Source organism: Bacteroides pyogenes (assembly GCF_014196225.1).
GTDB classification, from domain to species: domain Bacteria; phylum Bacteroidota; class Bacteroidia; order Bacteroidales; family Bacteroidaceae; genus Bacteroides; species Bacteroides pyogenes_A.
Genome location: NZ_JACIDI010000006.1, coordinates 93,470 through 113,232, shown reverse-complemented (window position 1 = coordinate 113,232; position 19,763 = coordinate 93,470). Strand labels below are relative to the sequence as shown.

At 47.4% G+C, this 19,763-nt stretch carries 14 protein-coding genes; 12 read left to right on the top strand and 2 right to left on the bottom strand.

The window, feature by feature from the left end:
• Positions 1-186: 186 nt before the first annotated feature.
• Entirely contained in the window at positions 187-1,422 is a 1,236-nt protein-coding gene (locus tag GGR07_RS05810; RefSeq protein WP_034542943.1) for a cofactor-independent phosphoglycerate mutase, read from the bottom strand.
• A 2-nt stretch (positions 1,423-1,424) separates the two neighbouring features.
• Positions 1,425-3,860: a bifunctional aspartate kinase/homoserine dehydrogenase I gene (gene thrA / locus GGR07_RS05805; RefSeq protein ID WP_122056500.1), complete on the bottom strand. Its 2,436-nt coding sequence runs from the start codon at positions 3,858-3,860 to the stop codon at positions 1,425-1,427.
• A 428-nt stretch (positions 3,861-4,288) separates the two neighbouring features.
• Between thrA and GGR07_RS05800 the strand changes: the two genes are divergently transcribed.
• The 12 genes from GGR07_RS05800 (at position 4,289) to GGR07_RS05740 (ending at position 19,747) form a co-directional block, all read left to right on the top strand.
• A complete protein-coding gene (locus GGR07_RS05800; protein ID WP_034542964.1) occupies positions 4,289-5,338 on the top strand; it encodes an asparaginase in 1,050 nt (349 codons plus the stop codon).
• 308 nt (positions 5,339-5,646) lie between these two features.
• The gene (gene radA / locus GGR07_RS05795) at positions 5,647-7,014 is read left to right on the top strand and encodes a DNA repair protein RadA (protein WP_034542942.1); all 1,368 of its coding nucleotides are present in this window, start codon (positions 5,647-5,649) and stop codon (positions 7,012-7,014) included.
• 32 nt (positions 7,015-7,046) lie between these two features.
• A complete protein-coding gene (locus GGR07_RS05790) occupies positions 7,047-8,714 on the top strand; it encodes an NAD(P)/FAD-dependent oxidoreductase (RefSeq protein ID WP_034542941.1) in 1,668 nt (555 codons plus the stop codon).
• Between the two features lie 102 nt (positions 8,715-8,816).
• Positions 8,817-9,416 carry a response regulator transcription factor gene (locus tag GGR07_RS05785; protein ID WP_021646416.1) on the top strand — a complete coding sequence of 200 codons (600 nt, stop codon included), beginning with the start codon at positions 8,817-8,819 and terminating at the stop codon, positions 9,414-9,416.
• Between the two features lie 676 nt (positions 9,417-10,092).
• Positions 10,093-11,316: a site-specific integrase gene (locus GGR07_RS05775; RefSeq protein WP_034542939.1), complete on the top strand. Its 1,224-nt coding sequence runs from the start codon at positions 10,093-10,095 to the stop codon at positions 11,314-11,316.
• 4 nt (positions 11,317-11,320) lie between these two features.
• Positions 11,321-11,704 carry a hypothetical protein gene (locus GGR07_RS05770; RefSeq protein ID WP_034542937.1) on the top strand — a complete coding sequence of 128 codons (384 nt, stop codon included), beginning with the start codon at positions 11,321-11,323 and terminating at the stop codon, positions 11,702-11,704.
• Between the two features lie 274 nt (positions 11,705-11,978).
• Positions 11,979-13,220: a primase-helicase family protein gene (locus GGR07_RS05765; RefSeq protein ID WP_034542935.1), complete on the top strand. Its 1,242-nt coding sequence runs from the start codon at positions 11,979-11,981 to the stop codon at positions 13,218-13,220.
• 269 nt (positions 13,221-13,489) lie between these two features.
• Positions 13,490-14,455 (top strand): toprim domain-containing protein, encoded by a 966-nt coding sequence (locus GGR07_RS05760; protein WP_034542932.1) that lies wholly within the window; start codon positions 13,490-13,492, stop codon positions 14,453-14,455.
• Positions 14,456-14,665: 210 nt separating this feature from the next.
• Positions 14,666-15,970 carry a MobV family relaxase gene (gene mobV, locus GGR07_RS05755; protein ID WP_034542930.1) on the top strand — a complete coding sequence of 435 codons (1,305 nt, stop codon included), beginning with the start codon at positions 14,666-14,668 and terminating at the stop codon, positions 15,968-15,970.
• A 77-nt stretch (positions 15,971-16,047) separates the two neighbouring features.
• Positions 16,048-17,460 carry a leucine-rich repeat domain-containing protein gene (locus tag GGR07_RS05750; protein WP_051990590.1) on the top strand — a complete coding sequence of 471 codons (1,413 nt, stop codon included), beginning with the start codon at positions 16,048-16,050 and terminating at the stop codon, positions 17,458-17,460.
• Positions 17,461-17,530: 70 nt separating this feature from the next.
• Positions 17,531-18,655, top strand: a complete 1,125-nt coding sequence (locus GGR07_RS05745; RefSeq protein ID WP_034542962.1) for a hypothetical protein — start codon at positions 17,531-17,533, stop codon at positions 18,653-18,655.
• Positions 18,656-18,877: 222 nt separating this feature from the next.
• Positions 18,878-19,747 carry an IS982 family transposase gene (locus tag GGR07_RS05740; RefSeq protein ID WP_034542928.1) on the top strand — a complete coding sequence of 290 codons (870 nt, stop codon included), beginning with the start codon at positions 18,878-18,880 and terminating at the stop codon, positions 19,745-19,747.
• Positions 19,748-19,763 lie beyond the last annotated feature (16 nt).

Sequence of the window (19,763 nt, the reverse complement as noted above, 5' to 3'; positions counted from 1 at the left end):
GCAAAAGCTTGCCCAGACAATGCGCCGGAAAGAAAACGCAACACTTTCACAACCATTCGTCTTCCTTATTATCCCAACAGCAGTGCATCAGAATCCACCGACGGTACAGCGCAAAGAAAAGGTTATTCCTTTTTTCAGTCTGCCCACGTCTTGTGCCAATGACGACGGTACGTTGCAAAGCAAAAGTTATCCCCGTGCACTCTCCGGAGAACCTTCTCCCATGAACTTCTTCATAAATTCATCTTCTTTCAGCAATCCGTAAACGCCCTCGCAAGCGGCCGCCTCGTCATACGTCTGCACCCCGTCGGGCTCGATGTCCGGGTGCCAAATAAGAAAAGGAACCGGCTCTGCGGTATGCGTACGAAGTTCGCAGGGTGTGGGATGATCGGGCAGCACGGCCATCGCAACCGGCTCGCTCCAATCTTTCACAGCCTCATAAATCGGGCCGACAACGCGCCGGTCGAGGTTCTCAATCGTCCGGAGTTTCAAGGGGACATCCCCTTCATGCCCCGCCTCATCGCTGGCTTCGATGTGCAAATAGACAAAATCATCCGTCCGCAAAGCCTCGAGAGCTGCGGCAACCTTGTTCTCGTAGTTCGTATCGTACAGCCCCGTCGCTCCATCCACCGCAATACGACGCAGTCCGGCATACGCCCCGATGCCGTTGATGAGGTCTACCGCCGAAATCACAGAGCCTTTTCTTATCTGCGGAAAGATGGCGGAAAGCGCAGGCATCTGCGGACGATAGCCCGGACTCCATGGCCAGATGCTGTTGGCAGGATCTTTTCCCTCGGCCATTCGCCGCAGGTTCAACGGATGATTCATCAGCAGTTCCTGCGATTTCAGTATAAGATTGTTGATCAGAGCCGCCGTCTCTTCCGCTTCGGGAGCCAAGGGTTTCACCAGCAACGGGCGGAACGGCTGCAAAGGCACATCGTGCGGAGGGGTACAGTCCAATTGTTTGTTTCCTCCTTCGACGACTAATAAATGACGATACTGTACGCCTGTATGGAAGCGTACGCGTTCGTTCCCCAGTTCCTCTTGCAGGAAACGAATCAACACATCGGCCTCTTCGGTGGAGATGTGTCCCGAAGAATGATTCTTCAGTATTTCCCCTTCCACGCACACCAGATTACAGCGCATCGCCATCTCGCGCGGTTGCAGGTCGACACCGATGCTGGCGGCTTCGAGCACGCCGCGCCCTTCGTACACTTTCGGCAGGTCATACCCCAACACAGACATGTTGGCGACTTCGCTGCCGGGATGAAAACCTTCGGGCACGGTAACCAAACGTCCGTTTCGTCCCATGCGGGCGAGCTTGTCCATATACGGCGTATCGGCATATTGCAACAAAGTCTTGCCGCCTAACGACTGCACCGGCCAATCGGCCATGCCGTCTCCCAGTATGATAATATGCTTCATCTTTATACGTTTGCTATACTCATGATATCGGCAAATACTCCGGCTGCGGTCACTCCGGCGCCGGCACCGTATCCCTGAATCATCATCGGATACTCTTTATAACGTTCCGTCGTGAGCAGAATGATGTTGTTGCTGCCTTCCAGTCCGTAAAACGGATGGTTTGCGGCAACCTCCTGCAGGCCGACGGAAGCTTTCCCCTCTTCCAGCTTGGCCACAAAGCGCCAATGCTTGTGTTCTTTCTCCAGAATCCGGCGACGCTCTTCGAAAGCGGCATCGAGGCTCGGCACTTTCTTCCAGAAGTCGTCCAGAGAACCTTCGAAAAAGTCGTTCGGCACAAAAAGATTCTTCTCCACATCCTCCTGATCGATGCGGTAACCCGCCTCGCGCGCCAGAATCACCAGCTTGCGAATCACGTCCTTTCCGCTCAGGTCGATGCGCGGATCGGGTTCGGAGTATCGCTCCTCCTGCGCCATCCTGATGGTACGGCTGAAAGGAAGGTCGGCACTGATCTTATTGAAAATGTAGTTCAGCGTGCCCGAAAGCACCGCCTCGATCTTCAATATCTTGTCGCCGCTGTGAATCAAATCATTGATCGTATTGATGATGGGCAGTCCCGCACCCACGTTGGTCTCGAAAAGAAACTTAACGCCACGCCGGCGCGCGATGGTCTTCAGCTCGCGGTAGTTCTCATACTCCGAAGAAGCGGCAATCTTATTGGCTGCCACCACAGAGATATTGTGCTGCAGGAAGTCTTTGTAGAGCGACGCTATATCGGGACTCGCCGTACAATCCACAAATACGGAGTTGAATATATTCATCCCTATCACCTCGTCGCGGATGGTCTCGCGGCTGCTGGGCATCCCGTGGGCTTTAAGTTCTTCACGGAAATTGGCAAGGTCGAAACCATTGCGCCCGAACATTGCTCTACTTCCGTCGATGATGCCTACCACGTGCAACTTCAATCCGTTTTTCGCCATCAGCCTTTCCCGCTGGCTGCGGATTTGTTCTATCAGACTGCCGCCTACCGTACCGATGCCGCATATAAAGAGGTTGAGTACCTGATACTCGGAAAGGAAAAACGAGTCGTGAATCACATTCAACGCTTTGCGAAGCGAGCGGGAATCGATGACAAAGGAGATGTTGGTCTCCGAAGCTCCCTGCGCACAAGCGATTACATTGATGCCGTTTCGCCCCAACGTACCGAAAAGCTTGCCGGCAATACCCGGCGTATGTTTCATATTCTCGCCCACAATGGCCACCGTTGCCAAATCTTTCTCGGCCTGCATCGGCGAGATTTCTCCCATTTCTATCTCTTTGGCAAACTCTTCGTTCAACACTTCGCAAGCCAGATCGGCATCGGCAGTGCGCACTCCGATGGACGTGCTGTTCTCCGAAGAAGCCTGCGAAACGAGAAACACACTGATACCGTTCTTGGCCAACACCTTGAAAATGCGGTAGTTCACACCGATGACGCCGACCATTCCCAAGCCCTGCACCGTAATGAGGCTGGTATCGTTGATCGAGGAGATTCCTTTGATGGCCTTGCTTTGCGAGCTGGATACCTCTTGCTTGATAACCGTACCCGCTCCATCGGGATTGAACGTGTTCTTTATCAGAATAGGTATGTTTTTATGGCACACCGGATAGATGGTGGGCGGATAAACGACTTTAGCTCCGAAGTTACAAAGCTCGGTGGCCTCCACATAACTCAGCTCGGTGATGGTGTAAGCATTCGGGATTACACGCGGATCGGCAGTCATGAAGCCATCTACATCCGTCCATATTTCCAGACTGTCGGCATCGAGCGCGGCGGCAATCACCGCTGCCGTATAGTCCGAACCGCCGCGTCCGAGATTTGTCACCTCTCCCGTTGTTTTGTCCGAAGAGATAAAGCCGGGCACTACCGCCACCTTGGGAATGGAACGAAACGTTTCCCTCACCAGCCGGTTCGTCAGATCTTTGTCCAATGTGTGCTTACTGTGCTTCTTCTCCGTCTTGACGAATGCGCGGGAATCGAACCGTTCGGCTCCTTCAATCAGTTCGGCGACAATGATGGAAGAAAGCCGCTCGCCGTAGCTTACTATCGTATCGGATGTTTTCGGCGAGAGATCTTTGATGAGGAAAATTCCCTGAAAGATGTCTCTCAACTCATTCAGCAATTCCCCGATCCGCTGTTTCAACGCATGTTTCCTTTCACCCGCCGGAATAATATCCTCCACCATCTCTTCATGGCGGCGGACAATCTCGCCGAAGGCTTCCTCATACCCCGAATCCCCGGCCGCCGCCATCTTCGACGTATGTATCAGTTTGTCGGTAATTCCTCCCAATGCGGAAACGACTACGATTACCGGATCGCCGGCAGCCTCAACGATTCTCTTTACGTTTAATATGCTTTTTGCGGAACCCACAGACGTTCCGCCGAATTTCATTACTTTCATGATTGTTGTTTTACAGATACAAGCCGGCAATCTACAGAAGCGAGACATGGAGCGGCAGAATATAACCGGCTCATTTAATCTCCTTGCCAACTAAAACTAAAATTTTGAATTTTGCCTACTTACATAGGCGTGAATCGCGTAGATACACAAATACTATCCCTTAACCCCTAAGGGTCATGGTGCACATGAACATGACTGTATGTGGATAGTAATTCATCATAGTCTCTGTTTCTACCTTTATCATTGATAAGTGTCGCAAAAATAAGAATAATAATATTCAATCTATCACATTTTTCGATATTTTTCTAATAAAAAGCATTTCCCCTTTCCGGAGCATCCGAAACAACAAATGCACTTTTATGTCATTTTGCTATTTTATATCCATAATTTTGCTACATTTGCAAAAAATAAAAGCATCATATCCGCTTATGACGGCACCAAACACTTCCGTATTGCTAATATACACCGGAGGAACGATTGGAATGATCGAGAATCCGGAGACAGGCGCATTCGAGAATTTTGATTTCGAACATCTGCAAAAGCATGTCCCCGAATTGCTGAAATTCAAATTCCCTATCGATACCTACCAGTTCGATCCTCCGATGGACTCTTCAGATATGGAACCGGACATGTGGCGGAAACTGGTGCGCATCATTTACGAGAATTACGACCGATACCGGGGATTTGTCATCCTACACGGAACGGACACGATGGCTTATACCGCTTCGGCACTGAGCTTCATGCTCGAGAATCTGGATAAGCCGGTGATTCTGACAGGTTCGCAATTGCCTATCGGAGTGCTTCGCACGGATGGGAAAGAAAACCTGATGACCAGTATCGAAATAGCCGCCGCTTGCAACGGAGAGGGGAAGTCACTCGTGCCGGAAGTCTGCATCTTCTTCGAGAACCATTTGATGCGGGGAAACCGCACCACCAAACTGAGCGCGGAGAATTTCAACGCATTCGGATCGTTCAACTACCCGGTACTGGCGGAAGCAGGCATCCATATTAAATACAACAATGTACAGATTCACGTCAACGGCGAACGGCGCAAGCTGATTCCCCATTATCTGCTCGACACCAACGTGGCGGTACTGAAACTTTTTCCCGGCATTCAGGAAGATGTTGTCGCCACCATTCTGGAAATCAAAGGACTTAAAGCGCTGGTGCTCGAAACCTACGGGTCGGGCAACGCTCCGCGAAAGGACTGGTTTATCCGCCGGCTATGCGAAGCCAGCAAACGAGGCGTGGTGATAGTGAATGTGACTCAATGCAATGCCGGAACCGTAGAGATGGAACGATACGAAACCGGTTACCAGCTTCTGCAAGCAGGCGTGGTAAGCGGGTACGACAGCACTACGGAGTCCGCCATCGCCAAACTGATGTTCCTGTTGGGACACGGATACAGCCCCGAAGAAGTCCGCCTCCGGATGAACCGCTCGATAGCGGGAGAGATTACCATTCAAACAGAAGAATAGACGTATTTTTGCCCGCTCCGACAAAGATACTGAGGCGATATTCGCCTCTTTCCGATAAATTATCGCTATTTTTGTAGGCTGCAAAAGAGGGTGAGGCTATGCCGTTCAAGGTTTTTCGAACAAACGATTTCCGTTGGCGAACATGCAACATCGGTCGTACCTACAGGATCAGAGGGAGTTCAGAACAAACCGTCCGGATAGAACTTGCGGTACGGACCTCTCGAATGCTGCCGTATGGACAGGAAGAGAGAAAGTTGAAAGCAAACCGCCCCTTGTTTTGCAAACCGTAAAAAGAAGGAGAAGCGCCGATGGCTAAAGAGAAAACAGTGTATGTATGCAGCAACTGCGGACAGGATTCGCCGAAATGGGTCGGCAAATGTCCGTCGTGCGGAGAATGGAACACGTATGTGGAAGAGATTGTGCGGAAAGAACCGGCAAGCCGGCGTCCCGTGTCGGGTATCGAGACCCCGAAGGCGAAACCGCTTGCGCTGAGCGAGATAGAAGCGGACGACGAACCGCGCATCGACATGCACGACGAAGAGCTGAACCGGGTGTTGGGAGGCGGACTCGTACCGGGTTCGCTCGTGCTGATAGGCGGTGAGCCGGGCATCGGGAAGTCGACGCTGGTGATGCAAACCGTGCTTCGTATGCCGGAACGGAAAATCCTCTACGTCTCCGGCGAAGAGAGCGCACGGCAGTTGAAACTTCGTGCCGACCGCCTTTCCCGTGTGTCGAGCGATTGCCTCATCGTATGCGAGACTTCGCTGGAGCAAATATACGTGCACATCAAGAATACCAACCCCGATTTAGTCATCATCGACTCCATCCAGACCATCTCCACCGAGACTATCGAATCTTCGCCCGGAAGCGTCGCCCAGGTACGGGAATGTTCGGCCTCCATCCTGCGGTTTGCCAAAGAAACCCATACGCCGGTGTTGCTGATCGGGCATATCAATAAGGAAGGAAGCATCGCAGGGCCGAAAGTGCTGGAGCACATCGTCGACACCGTTCTTCAGTTCGAAGGCGACCAACACTATATGTACCGCATCCTGCGAAGCATCAAAAACCGTTTCGGCAGCACGGCGGAGCTGGGCATTTACGAGATGCGGCAGGACGGACTGCGGCAAGTGAGCAACCCGTCGGAACTGTTGCTGAGCCAAGACCATGAAGGGATGAGCGGAGTGGCGGTGGCCTCCGCCATCGAAGGCGTGCGCCCGTTTCTGATAGAGACGCAGGCTCTGGTAAGCACGGCGGCTTATGGAACGCCCCAACGCTCGGCTACGGGATTCGACATACGGAGGATGAACATGTTGCTGGCGGTGCTCGAAAAGCGCGTCGGCTTCAAACTTGCGCAGAAAGACGTGTTCCTCAACATTGCCGGCGGACTGAAAGTGAACGACCCCGCCATCGACTTGGCAGTCATCAGCGCTATCTTGTCGTCGAACATGGACGCTCCCGTCGAACGGGAAATCTGCATGGCGGGAGAAATCGGACTTTCGGGAGAGATACGCCCGGTGAACCGCATCGAGCAACGCATCGGTGAAGCGGAAAAGCTGGGCTTCAAACAGTTTCTGCTGCCCAAATACAACCTGCAAGGGATAAATACCCAAAAACTGAAAATTGAACTGGTTCCGGTGAGGAAGGTGGAAGAGGCGTTCAGGGCGCTATTCGGATAAACCCGCACGAAACCGGCAGATAAACGAATCTTATGATACAAGAATACCAACTGCGCGTTCTCCCCGAAACGGCCGCCAACGAGCAGCGATTGAAAGAATATTTGTCGAAAGAGAAAGGAATCGGACTGCACGAGATGACTGCCGTCCGGATATTGAAGCGGAGCATCGACGCGCGGCAGCGCACCGTGTTCGTCAACCTGAAGGTACGGGCGTACATTCGCGAAGTTCCTCAGGACGATGAATACGCGCATACGCACTACCCCAACGTAGAAGGAAAGCCACAGGTTATCGTAGTGGGTGCCGGCCCGGGCGGGTTGTTCGCAGCCCTGCGCCTTATCGAACTCGGCTTGCGCCCCGTTATCGTAGAACGTGGGAAGGATGTACGCGAGCGGAAGAAAGACCTTGCGCAAATCAACCGTGAACATATCGTAAACCCCGAATCGAATTACAGTTTCGGAGAGGGAGGGGCGGGTGCCTACTCCGACGGGAAGCTCTATACCCGCAGCAAAAAAAGAGGAAACACGGACAAAATCCTGAACGTGTTCTGCCAGCATGGGGCATCCGCAGCGATACTGGCGGACGCTCACCCGCACATCGGTACGGACAAGCTGCCTCGCGTGATTGAGAATATGCGCCGAACGATTCTCTCATGCGGGGGCGAAGTGCATTTCCAAACCCGGATGGATGCTTTGATTATTGAAGACGGAGAGGTGAAAGGCGTCGAGACGAACGCGGGACAGACGTTCTCGGGTCCTGTCATTCTGGCAACGGGGCACTCCGCGCGCGATGTTTACCGGTGGCTGGCAGCGCAGCGCATCGCCATCGAGCCGAAAGGGATTGCCGTAGGCGTTCGTCTGGAACATCCGGCGGCGTTGATCGACCAAATACAATATCACAACCGGAACGGAAGGGGGAAATACCTCCCCGCAGCCGAATACAGTTTTGTCACTCAAGCCGAAGGGCGGGGAGTGTACAGTTTCTGCATGTGCCCCGGAGGATTCGTCGTTCCGGCAGCCAGCGGAGCGGAACAGGTGGTGGTGAACGGCATGTCTCCTTCCAACCGCGGCTCGCGCTGGAGCAACTCGGGCATGGTGGTGGAGATACAGCCCGAAGATCTCGCAAGCGGCAAGCTGAAAACCGGAAGCGAAGAACGGAGCGAACAACGCGACGAACAGCTTCTCGCCATCAACCCGTTGCTGACAAACGGAGAACTTTCGGCGCTTCATACCCGGATTCTCCCGCTACTTTATTTCCAAGAAGAACTCGAACGACAGTGCTGGCAACAAGGAGGAAGACGGCAGACGGCTCCCGCACAGCGCATGCTCGACTTCACCCTCAGGAAGCTCAGTTACGACTTGCCGGAAACATCGTATAATCCGGGCATCGTCTCCTCCCCTCTCCATTTCTGGATGCCGGAGTTCATCACCCAACGCCTGTCAATGGGTTTCCGACAGTTCGGACGCAGCAGTCACGGTTTCCTGACGAACGAAGCGGTGATGATAGGAGTCGAAACACGCACCTCGTCGCCTGTTCGCATCGTGCGCGACAAAGAGAGCCTGCAACACGTCACCGTGCGCGGACTCTTCCCTTGCGGCGAAGGGGCGGGGTATGCAGGCGGCATCGTCTCCGCCGGGATAGACGGAGAACGCTGCGCCGAAGCGGTAGCCGGCTATATGGTGCAAAGAGGCGGACAAGGATAACGGAAGCATGAGAATCGACCGGAAAAACCCGCAACATCTGCCCGGAATGAAAAAATTATATGAAATAAACAGAGAAGGAACAAGCGACAAAAACAAACGAAGATGAATAAACCCGAAATAGCCATTATAGATCCCAATACCCTGACTTGCTTAGGATTGAAGAACCTGTTGGAAAGAATGATTCCGATAGCCGTCATCCGCACGTTCCGGAGCTTCGGCGAACTGGCGGACGACACGCCGGACATGTATGCCCATTACTTCGTTTCCGCACAGATTTACATGGAGCACAATGCCTTCTTCCTGCCCCGCAAACGGAAAACGATCGTACTGGCAAGCGACAGTCCGCAGTTCCAGCTCTCCGGCATTGTCGTGCTCAATGTATACGAAACGGAAGAGGTGCTGGTGAGAAACCTGCTCAAGCTGCATCAGCACGCCCATCAGCACGGCTATCCCGTAAAGGGAATGCCTCCCATTCCGGCAATGGTTCCCCAGCAGGATATACTGTCTGCACGGGAAATCGAAGTGTTGGTGCTCATCACCAAAGGCTTGATCAACAAAGAGATTGCGGACAAGCTGAACATCAGCCAGACTACCGTCATCACGCACAGAAAAAACATCACGGAAAAACTGGGTATCAAGTCGGTGTCGGGACTGACCATCTATGCCGTGATGAACGGATATGTGGAGGCCGACCGCATTTGAGCGGATTTTCCCGATAGGATTGCTTCATGCAAACAGAGAGTTTGTTGCGTCAGAAAGATAGCGGGGAACAGAAGTTGCGCTTCATGCCCGCCGATTTTTCGGTTTGAAGCTATCTTATTGAGGAGTAGAGTTTTACCGATTTGGATTGGAAAGATGGCGATAGTACCTTATAGGTACGCTTAAAGTGGGAAAATTAGGAACGTCCCATCCTGCTTGATATAATAGAGGACCGGCATGGACGCAAGTCTATCATCATTATCTCGCAACTGCCAAATAAACTAAAATAACGTGAGTTCGACGAATTGTAAGTGCTTATAAATTTGGTGATTAGCGAAATTTGTTGTAACTTTATAGTACTAAAAAACAAAGGATTACAAACAAAAATCGCTATGATCACCGAAGACAAAGTTATTGAAAAATGCTGGAATAACCGAGAGAAATGGGAGAAATGACGCTAAATGACTTTGTACCAATATCGTTACGGTATCAGATGAAGACAAACCGAAAAAGCGGAAAATGCAAGGAAAAGCAGAATATAGCAGGAGAACGGTTTGCAAATCATTACCTGAGAAGATGTAAGATTTAACACATGTAGGACACTATTGCACCGTTTGTCACCGTTTTGCGTATCAAGGTTTAACTCGTTGATATTTAACTTTGCAAACAAAAAACGAGTATGGCAAGAAGTACATTCAAAGTGCTGTTCTACGTGAACGGCAGCAAGGAGAAAAACGGTATTGTCCCCATCATGGGACGAGTGACAATCAACGGTTCTGTGGCGCAGTTCAGTTGCAAACAGACCATCCCGAAAACGCTTTGGGATGCGAAAGGCAACCGAGCCAAAGGCAAGAGTATTGAAGCGAGGGACATCAACCACGCTTTAGACAACATCAAGGCGCAAATCATCAAGCACTACCAGCGCATTTCAGACCGTGAAGCATACGTAACGGCAGAAATGGTACGCAATGCCTATCAAGGAATCGGCAGCGAGTATGAAACGCTGCTCGGAGCGTTTGACAAGGACAACGCCACGTTTCAAAAACGTGTGGGGACTGACCGTGTAAAAGCCACTTACATGGCAAAGGTTCGTGCAAGAAACCATGTGGCAGCATTCATCAAGGCGAACTACAAGCGAAGCGACCTGTCAATGCTTGAACTTACTCCCGACTTCATCAAGGAGTTTGCCGTATTCCTTTCCACGGACAGAGGATTGCAGAATGGCAGCATCTGGACTAACTGTATGTGGCTGAAAGGTGTGGTCATGCGTGCACATTTCAACGGACTGATACCGAGAAATCCGTTTGCCCAATTCCACATAAGCCCCAACATAAAGGAACGTGAGTATCTGACGGAAGAAGAACTGAAAACATTGATGACACACGAATTTGCGGATGCCAAACTTTCCTACATCCGTGACATCTTTGTTTTCGCCAGCTTTACCGCACTGTCATTCGTGGATGTCAAGGAACTTACCACTGATGATATAGTGGAAGTGAACGGTGAGAAGTGGATATTATCCAAACGGCACAAGACCAAAGTCCCGTTCCAAGTGAAACTGCTTGACATCCCCTTGCAGATTATCAAGCGTTACGAGGAGTTCCAAACGGACAAGTCCATTTTCCCGAATCTGAACTATTGGTCTATATGCAAGCCATTGAAAAAGATGATAAAAGAGTGCGGAATCACAAAGGACATCTCATTCCATTGTGCGAGGCATGGGTTCGCCACCCTTGCGCTGAGTAAGGGTATGCCGATTGAAAGCGTCAGCCGTGTGTTGGGACATACGAATATCGTTACGACCCAACTCTATGCGAAGATAACAACGCAGAAGATAGACCACGACCTTACGATGTTCGGTGACAAGCTGAACCAGTCTTTTGGAAACACAACAATGGCATAGGACTATGGAAAGAAACATCATTAGAATAGACGAGTTCGGCAATGTGACTTTACCGAACAGCCTCACTGATGTATGGATGAACGAAGCCGAGTTGTTGGATTTGTTCGGTGTAACCGCCCCGACCATTCGGGCTGGGATAAAGGTTCTTTGCAAGAGTGGCGCATTGAGGGAGTACGAGATAAAGCGTACCATACGCCTATCCGACAAGTGCAGTATGGAGTTTTACAACCTTGAAACGATAATCGCCCTCGCTTTCCACTTCGGCACATTCGGAGCGAAGCAGGTGCGCAACGCCATTCTGAAAAGGCTGTACTTGCGAAAAGAGAAACAAGCCATCTTATTTTCGCTGAACAATGCCGATATCGCCAATCCCAAATACCTCTCGTAGATTTGGATGAGGGACTGACGTAATGCTGTCGGTAAATCTGCAAGTCAGTACAACAACACGACAGATACTCTGATTTTTCTCCCGAAAAGCGAATGATTGCATTTCGCTTTTCGGGAGTTTTTCGTCTTTTCAATCCGACTCCATTGACAAACCATTGAAAGTTTTTGTTCCGAGGGGCTTTTTTCTACATTCTGCTATATTTTGCGTAACAACTTATCCATTAAATGCTTATACTTTTGTAACTGGTATTTTTCAAACTTAAAACCATTTGATTATGTCAGCTAACAAACAACAAGACAGCCACAAACCGCCATCAGATGGCAGCGTGGCAAAAGAAGAGTTCATCCGAGTGGGAACAACACTTTACAAGATTGTAGAGCAGCCAAGACTGAACGGAGGGTATGTAAAGAAACGTATCGCGTGGAACAACGAGACCCTGCGCCAAGACTACGGCAAGGACTACATCGGCAGCGTTCCCAAGTATGACGGTTTCTGCACCGTACCCGAACACATCGGCTACCGCCCCGTGGTCGGCAAGTTCCTTAACCTCTATGAGCCGATAGACCACCAACCAAAGGAGGGTGATTTCTCTCACATCCAATCATTAGTACGGCACATCTTTGGAGAGCAATACGAGTTAGGCATGGACTATCTGCAACTGCTCTACCTGCAACCTGTACAGAAATTGCCCATCTTGCTATTGGTATCGGAAGAACGCAACACGGGCAAAAGCACATTCTTGAACTTTCTGAAAGCCCTCTTTCAGAACAATGTCACGTTCAACACCAACGAGGATTTTCGCAGCCAGTTCAATTCCGATTGGGCAGGAAAGCTCCTTATCGTGGTGGATGAGGTGCTGCTCAACCGCAGGGAGGACAGCGAGAGGTTGAAGAACCTCAGTACAACTCTATCCTACAAGGTGGAAGCCAAAGGTAAAGACCGTGACGAGATAGCGTTCTTTGCCAAGTTCGTGCTATGCTCCAACAACGAGTATCTGCCCGTAATCATAGATGCAGGAGAAACACGTTATTGGGTGCGCAAGATAGATCGCTTGCAGTCCGATGATACCGACTTCCTGCAAAAGCTGAAAGCGGAGATACCTGCCTTTCTCCACTTCCTGCAACACAGACAGCTATCCACCGAAAAGGAAAGCCGTATGTGGTTTGCTCCGTCTTTGCTACATACCGAAGCCTTGCAGAAGATAATCCGCAGCAACCGCAACCGATTGGAGATAGAAATGCAGGAACTTATCTTTGACATCATGGACAGTATCGGCACGGACACATTCTCGTTTTGTTACAACGACCTTCTTCTTTTGTTGGTACACTCGCAGGTAAAGGTTGAGAAGCATCAAGTCCGTAAGGTATTGCAGGAGTGCTGGAAACTAACTCCTGCACCCAATACGCTTACTTATACCACCTATCAGATGGACTATACCCGAGAATGCCGCTACTCTCCCATACGGAGGATAGGACGGTTCTATATCGTAACAAGAGAACAATTGACAGCACTCTGATTATTTTGATGAAATGATGAATAAGTATATAACTACACTGACAGATAAAGGTTTGCACTTTCATCAAACACTCATCAAAAACAACTTACTGATGAAAAGAGAAAACAGATCAGACAGACCATGCCCAATAAGACAACTGATGATTTTCTCTTTTTGTAAGTGCTTTGATGAAACTATGATGAGGGTGTATAATACTGCTATCCAATAGTTTGGCATACACATTCATCAATTCATCGGTTTTACAATCACCATCAAACCATAGGAAATTTATGAACATACAGGAAGTAAAGAACATACGCATTGCAGACTATCTGCAAAGCTTGGGCTACACGCCCGTCAAACAACAAGGCAACAGCCTTTGGTACAAATCACCGCTGAGGGAAGAAAAGGACGCTTCTTTCAAGGTAAACGCCGAGCTTAATAAGTGGTACGATTTCGGACTTGGCAAGGGCGGCAACATCATCGCTTTGGCAGAGGAACTATACGCAACCGACTATGTGCTTTACTTGCTCAACAAGATAGCGGAGCGAGTACCGCACATCCGTCCCGTATCTTTCTCTTTTCGCCAGCAAGCATCCGAACCGAGTTTCCAACGGTTGGAGGTGGGAGAACTTACCCATCCTGCATTGTTTCGTTACTTGCAGGAAAGGGGCATAAACACCGACTTGGCAAGATTGGAATGTAAGGAGCTGCACTTCATTTATAACGGCAAACCCTATTTTGCCATCGGTTTCCCGAATGTGGCAGGAGGGTATGAAGTGCGCAACCGTTTCTTCAAGGGCTGCATTGCACCGAAGGACATCAGCCATATCCGTCAGCAGGGAGAACCAAGAGAGAAATGTCTTGTATTCGAGGGCATGATGGACTACCTGTCATTCCTCACGTTACGCATGAAGAACCGCCCGACCCAGCCCAACCTTGACGGGCAGGATTACATCATCCTCAATTCGGTTGCCAATGTTTCCAAAGCCATAGACGTACTGCACGGGTACGAGCGTATCCACTGCCTGCTTGACAATGACGAGGCAGGAAGAAATGCGTACCTGGACTTGGCGAGTGAGTTCAGCGGACGTATCCGGGACTTCTCCGACAACTACAACGGACACAAAGACCTGAACGACTACCTATGTGGCAAGCCCATGTCCAAATCGGCGGAGCCGATAAAAGAGAAGAAGCAAGTCCAATCCGCAAGGCGGATGATACAGCCACCGAAAAAGAAAGGGCTGAAGATGTAAAGTGATGCTTGCAGCGGCACGGTTATTTACCGATGGAAAATACCGTAGCTTATTAGGGAATTTTCCGAGCCGCATTGCAAGCAAAGCTGAAAATTCCCCAATAAGCCAAAGAGGTTGCACCTCTCTGGACTCTCCAAGACCAACGGCAACAGCCGTACATAAGCAATAATCAAACGATGTTTCACAAGTAAAAGAATAAAGGATTTATATATGGGATTCGTAGTATTACACATGGAAAAGGCGCACGGTTCCGACAGTGGAACGACTGCCCACATCGAGCGTTTCATCATACCGAAGAACGCAGACCCCACACGCACACACCTTAACCGAAAACTCATCACATACCCCGATGGGATAAAAGACCGCACGGCAGCCATTCAGAAAAGATTGGAAGAAGCAGGATTAACACGTAAAATCGGGAACAACCAAGTTCGGGCTATCCGTATCAACGTGTCAGGAACGCACGAGGATATGAAGCGTATCGAAAAGGAGGGCAGACTTGACGAATGGTGTGCCGACAATATGAAATACTTTGCCGACCTGTTCGGCAGGGAGAATATCGTGGCAGCACACCTGCACAGGGACGAGGAAACTCCACATATACACATTACTCTTGTTCCGATTGTCAAGGGAGAGCGCAAGCGCAAGAAACGTGAGGAACAGGTAAAGAAGCGGTATCGAAAGAAACCAGCCCATGCCGTCCGTTTGTGTGCCGATGACATCATGACACGCTCGAAGTTGAAATCCTACCAAAACAGTTATGCCGTAGAGATGGCAAAATTCGGTCTGCAACGTGGCATAGACGGCTCACAGACTCGCCACAAGTCCACGCAACAGTATTATCGGGACATACAGAAACTTGCCGACAGCTTGAAATCGGAAGTGGTGGATTTGCAGGAACAGAAAACCGAAGCGGAGCAGGAACTCAGACGAGCCAAGAAAGAGGTGCAGACCGAGAAACTGAAAGGCGCAGCCACCACCGCAGTCACTAACATAGCAGAGAGTGTCGGTTCTCTTTTCGGAAGTAACAAGGTCAGAACATTGGAACGCAGGAACGAGGACTTGCAAGACCGTATTCTTGAACTTGAAGAAGAAGCTCGACAAAGGGAACAGCAACAGGCGAAGCACATACAGGAGATAACGGATGCTTACGAACAACGACACCGCAAACTGTCCGAGTTCGTGGATTATGTCAAGCACTATTTCCCGTATCTGGAGAAGCTGATGCCAACTATCAAATTTCTACGTGATACGCTGAATTTTGGTGATGCCCTCATTCGAAAATTGTGCACGTTCAAGGATGTTTCCATCACAGGCGAACTATATTCTTGTGAGTTTAACCAACATTTCAGGGCTGAAAAAACGGTATGTTCACTAAGAGAGGACAAGGATGGAAACTTTGACTTCAAGATAGACGGTGTTTCCCATGTCAATTGGTTCAGACGCAAGAAAGAAGAGTTTATGGAGAAGCTGAGACCACAAGCGAGAATACAAAATCGTGGTATTAACTTGTAAATCATCATAAAGTCCGTGATAGTTGAATGACGTATCACGGATTTTTTGTACTTTTGTATTCAAATAAATGTAACTACATGAGACCTTTATCACTTATCATTCTTTTTCTTATTACCACAATACCCGTTTCTGCTCAGCAATGGGTATTGGATGAAATCGCAGAGGAACATGACTCTTCGGAAAGTATTCCAACATGGCTTGTTGGCGTTTTGTTAATTATCGGCTTTTTTGTCTATAAGCATTTACAACGTAAAGATGATGAAGAACAAGAAAGACGCATCAAGGAGCAAAAATATGAAGAGGAACAACAACTTGAAGAGCAACTTCAAAAATATAGAGAGCAACATGACGATGACATAGACTTTTACGAAGATGATGACAACCTCATTATCCCCGATATACCTTCTGCTCGTATAACAAATAAAGAACCATCAGCAACAAAATCTGTAAGTGATGAACCTACCATTCAATCAACACCAATTGAAACGGAATTTTACACCATTTCTGCTGATAGAAAGACTTTTATAAAGGCGAAAGATACAGATTCTATCATAATTCCAGATGGAGTTGAAGTTATCAAGTTTGAAGCTTTTATGATGAGAAAAATAAAAAGCATTGTCATTCCCAAGTCTGTAAAAAAAATAGAGGATTTAGCTTTTTCGGGTTGCAGCGTAGAAAAATTGGTTATTCCCAATTCTATTAGTGATTTCGGTGAATTCGCTTTCGATGGATGTGATAGTTTAACGGATGTTATTATTGAAGAGGGTATAACCAAACTTGGCATAGGTATATTTCAGAACTGCATGTCACTGAAATCAGTTTTATTACCTCAATCGCTTTTATCTATTCCCGATTCTGCATTCGATGGTTGTATTTCTCTTGACAATGTAACATTACCACCTAATATCAAATATATTGGTGATGATGCGTTTTGTAATTGTCAATCGCTAACAGAATTATGTATTCCCCCATCCATTTCAAATATTGGTTTTTCTGCATTTCGAGGATGTGGCTTGAAAAGCATCAATATTCCAGAGACTCTTTTTGGCATTTCTGAATATATGTTTTATGACGCATATGATTTAAAAAAAGTGGAATTGCCCAATACAATTACTTGTATAATGTCACACGCATTCTACGGATGCGGACACTTACATATTATTATTCCACCTAGTGTATCTTATATTGCGCCAGACGCTTTTGATCAATGTAATGAATACAGTTATGAAAATTTGTGCATTGAAGTTCCTAAAGGGAAAAAAGAAAAATTGGAACAATTGAATGAACACTTAAAAGGTAAAATTTTAGAATATGATGTAACAGAAGATATGGCTATATCATCAGACTTACAAGAGCACAAAACACGATTTATCGATTTTCATATTTTTAAGGAAAAAGAAAACCTACGAAACCAAGAACCCATGTTTTACAACGGAGTTCAGGTTGCTTTTAGATACGATAACAAATGTACCTATGACAATTTCGAGTAGTGCGAAATAGCTGTTTACGCGAGTTCGGGATAAGTCCTCGCGCTATTATGTGATCATTAAAAAGCAAGTTATGGCAGTATTGTTTGACCAATTTAGCTATAGGATGAACAAAACATCCGAGGGCATTTATTATGATCGCTGGCATGGGCATATGTTCCCTGAAATATCAATGCCCGAAAAACTTTACTTTTTGAATCGAATTATTTCGGCACTTTTGACGCACGATAAACTTTTCATCAGAACAGACTCAATAGAAGAAATAATTGAGTGTCTTGGATTTGATGCTTTCAGAATGCTTTATAATGGAGGCGAAATAGTAATTTTAGATAATTGGTGGGTTCCTGCTTTTATGTGTAACGGAAATTCCGTATTATATATGAATATGCATGAAACGCAATATCAAGATAAAATATGCTCTCGCCTATTAGAACGCAAAGGATTAGAAGCGTCACGTTTCATGAATTCAATTTTAAAAAAGGTGTGTAATACATCTGAATCCGATACATATGACTTTTGGGACAACACTTCACAAGAAAACATGTATGAAGATTTTTCTTACAATGATAGAATTCGAGCTCTTTTGAATATTAAATCTGAAAGTATCATGTCCATTTCAAATGAGGATGATACTTGGTCGGCTGTAAGACTTTGCTTGTTTGAACGAAGTATAGAATGGTCTAAACAGCTTCAAACAGATGAAATTTTGCTTGAAGATGAAGCCAAAAGATACTTATTATACAAAAGTGACATTCAAGCAGACAGCATTATTCAATACTTTAAAAAGATTCTATATGCAAAAGGCATACCCAATTTGTCAATTTTATACTATAATGGTGTAATTTCAATGAAAGATATTATCAGAGTCAGAGATAAGGTTGCTTTTGGGAAATTTACGTCTTGGCTTAAAAGCCACAATTATAGTGTCAGTGAATTGGAATTGGCTCTGCTAAATGGTCGTTCCAAAAATAGTATGGTTGAAAAATGGCTAAGATGGGCTATTGTTTGTGGCTCGCCATTATTTATATCATCAGGTGCAGTGCAGACACTTACAGGTGTTGGTCTGAGTTTTATAGAACAGCTTTTACCACAATTTTCTGGACAAAAAATACCTGCTCTATACTTTGACGATGTTATATCAAAGCAATTTGACTCAAGTAAGATGAATAGGAAATTGCTATCAAAGTTTGGATTTTAGCTGATACAGAGAACAAGCATTGGTTAAAATTAGCGAGACCTATTTTCTTGTTCAAAAATTTAGCTACATTTGCGCCTGAAAGGGTTACTTGAAACGCAAAACGAGGTAGAACGCAGCAAATGGCACGGTTGCCAAGTCATTACCTTAAAATTGGGTAATTCTCCCAAAGTCCTTTGTATAAGGAACTAACAAAGGTATTCCAAAGTTACTGGAATATTTTGTATGGCAGACGATTTCTGCAAGTTTTTTGATGCCATGATGGCAAAATATACTATAAGGCTGGTTCACAAGAGAAAGTATCATCGTTCCTCCACTATGTCCAAAGCAGAAGTTATGCTGATAATGATTCTCTTTCACGACTCCGGTTATCGCTGCCTGAAAAACTTTTATCTTGAGAAGGTATGTATCCATCTCCGCAATCTATTTCCGGAAGTGGTTTCTTACAATCGCTTCGTAGAACTCCAAAGGGAGGTTGCCATCCCCCTGGCTTTGTTTATCAAGAAGGTGCTTTTGGGAAAATGTACGGGAATCAGTTTTGTGGACAGCACGCCACTTCGTGTCTGCCGTAACCAGAGGATACACATTCACAAGGTATTCAAGGGGATTGCGCAAAAAGGAAAATGCTCCATGGGATGGTTCTTCGGGTTTAAGCTGCACCTAATCTGCAACGAGAAAGGGGAACTGCTCAACTTTATGATAACACCTGGCGATATTGATGACCGCAAGCCTTTGGAATACAGGGAATTCATAGAGTTTATATATGGTAAGCTGGTAGGAGATAAGGGGTATATCAGCAAGAATCTGTTTCAAAGATTATTCGTTGATGGAATACAGCTTATTACTAAGTTGAAGAGCAATATGAAAGGGGCTTTGATGAGCATCTCCGATAAGCTCTTGCTCAGAAAGAGGGCTATTATAGAAACCGTGAATGATGAGCTGAAGAATATTGCACAGATAGAGCATTCCAGACACAGATGCTTTGATAATTTCATCGTCAATCTGCTCGGTGCTATTGCTGCATATTGCTTGTTCCCAAAGAAGCCGTGCATCAATGTACAGAGGACACTGGATACACAACTTGCACTATTCTAAATTCGTCGAACTCACG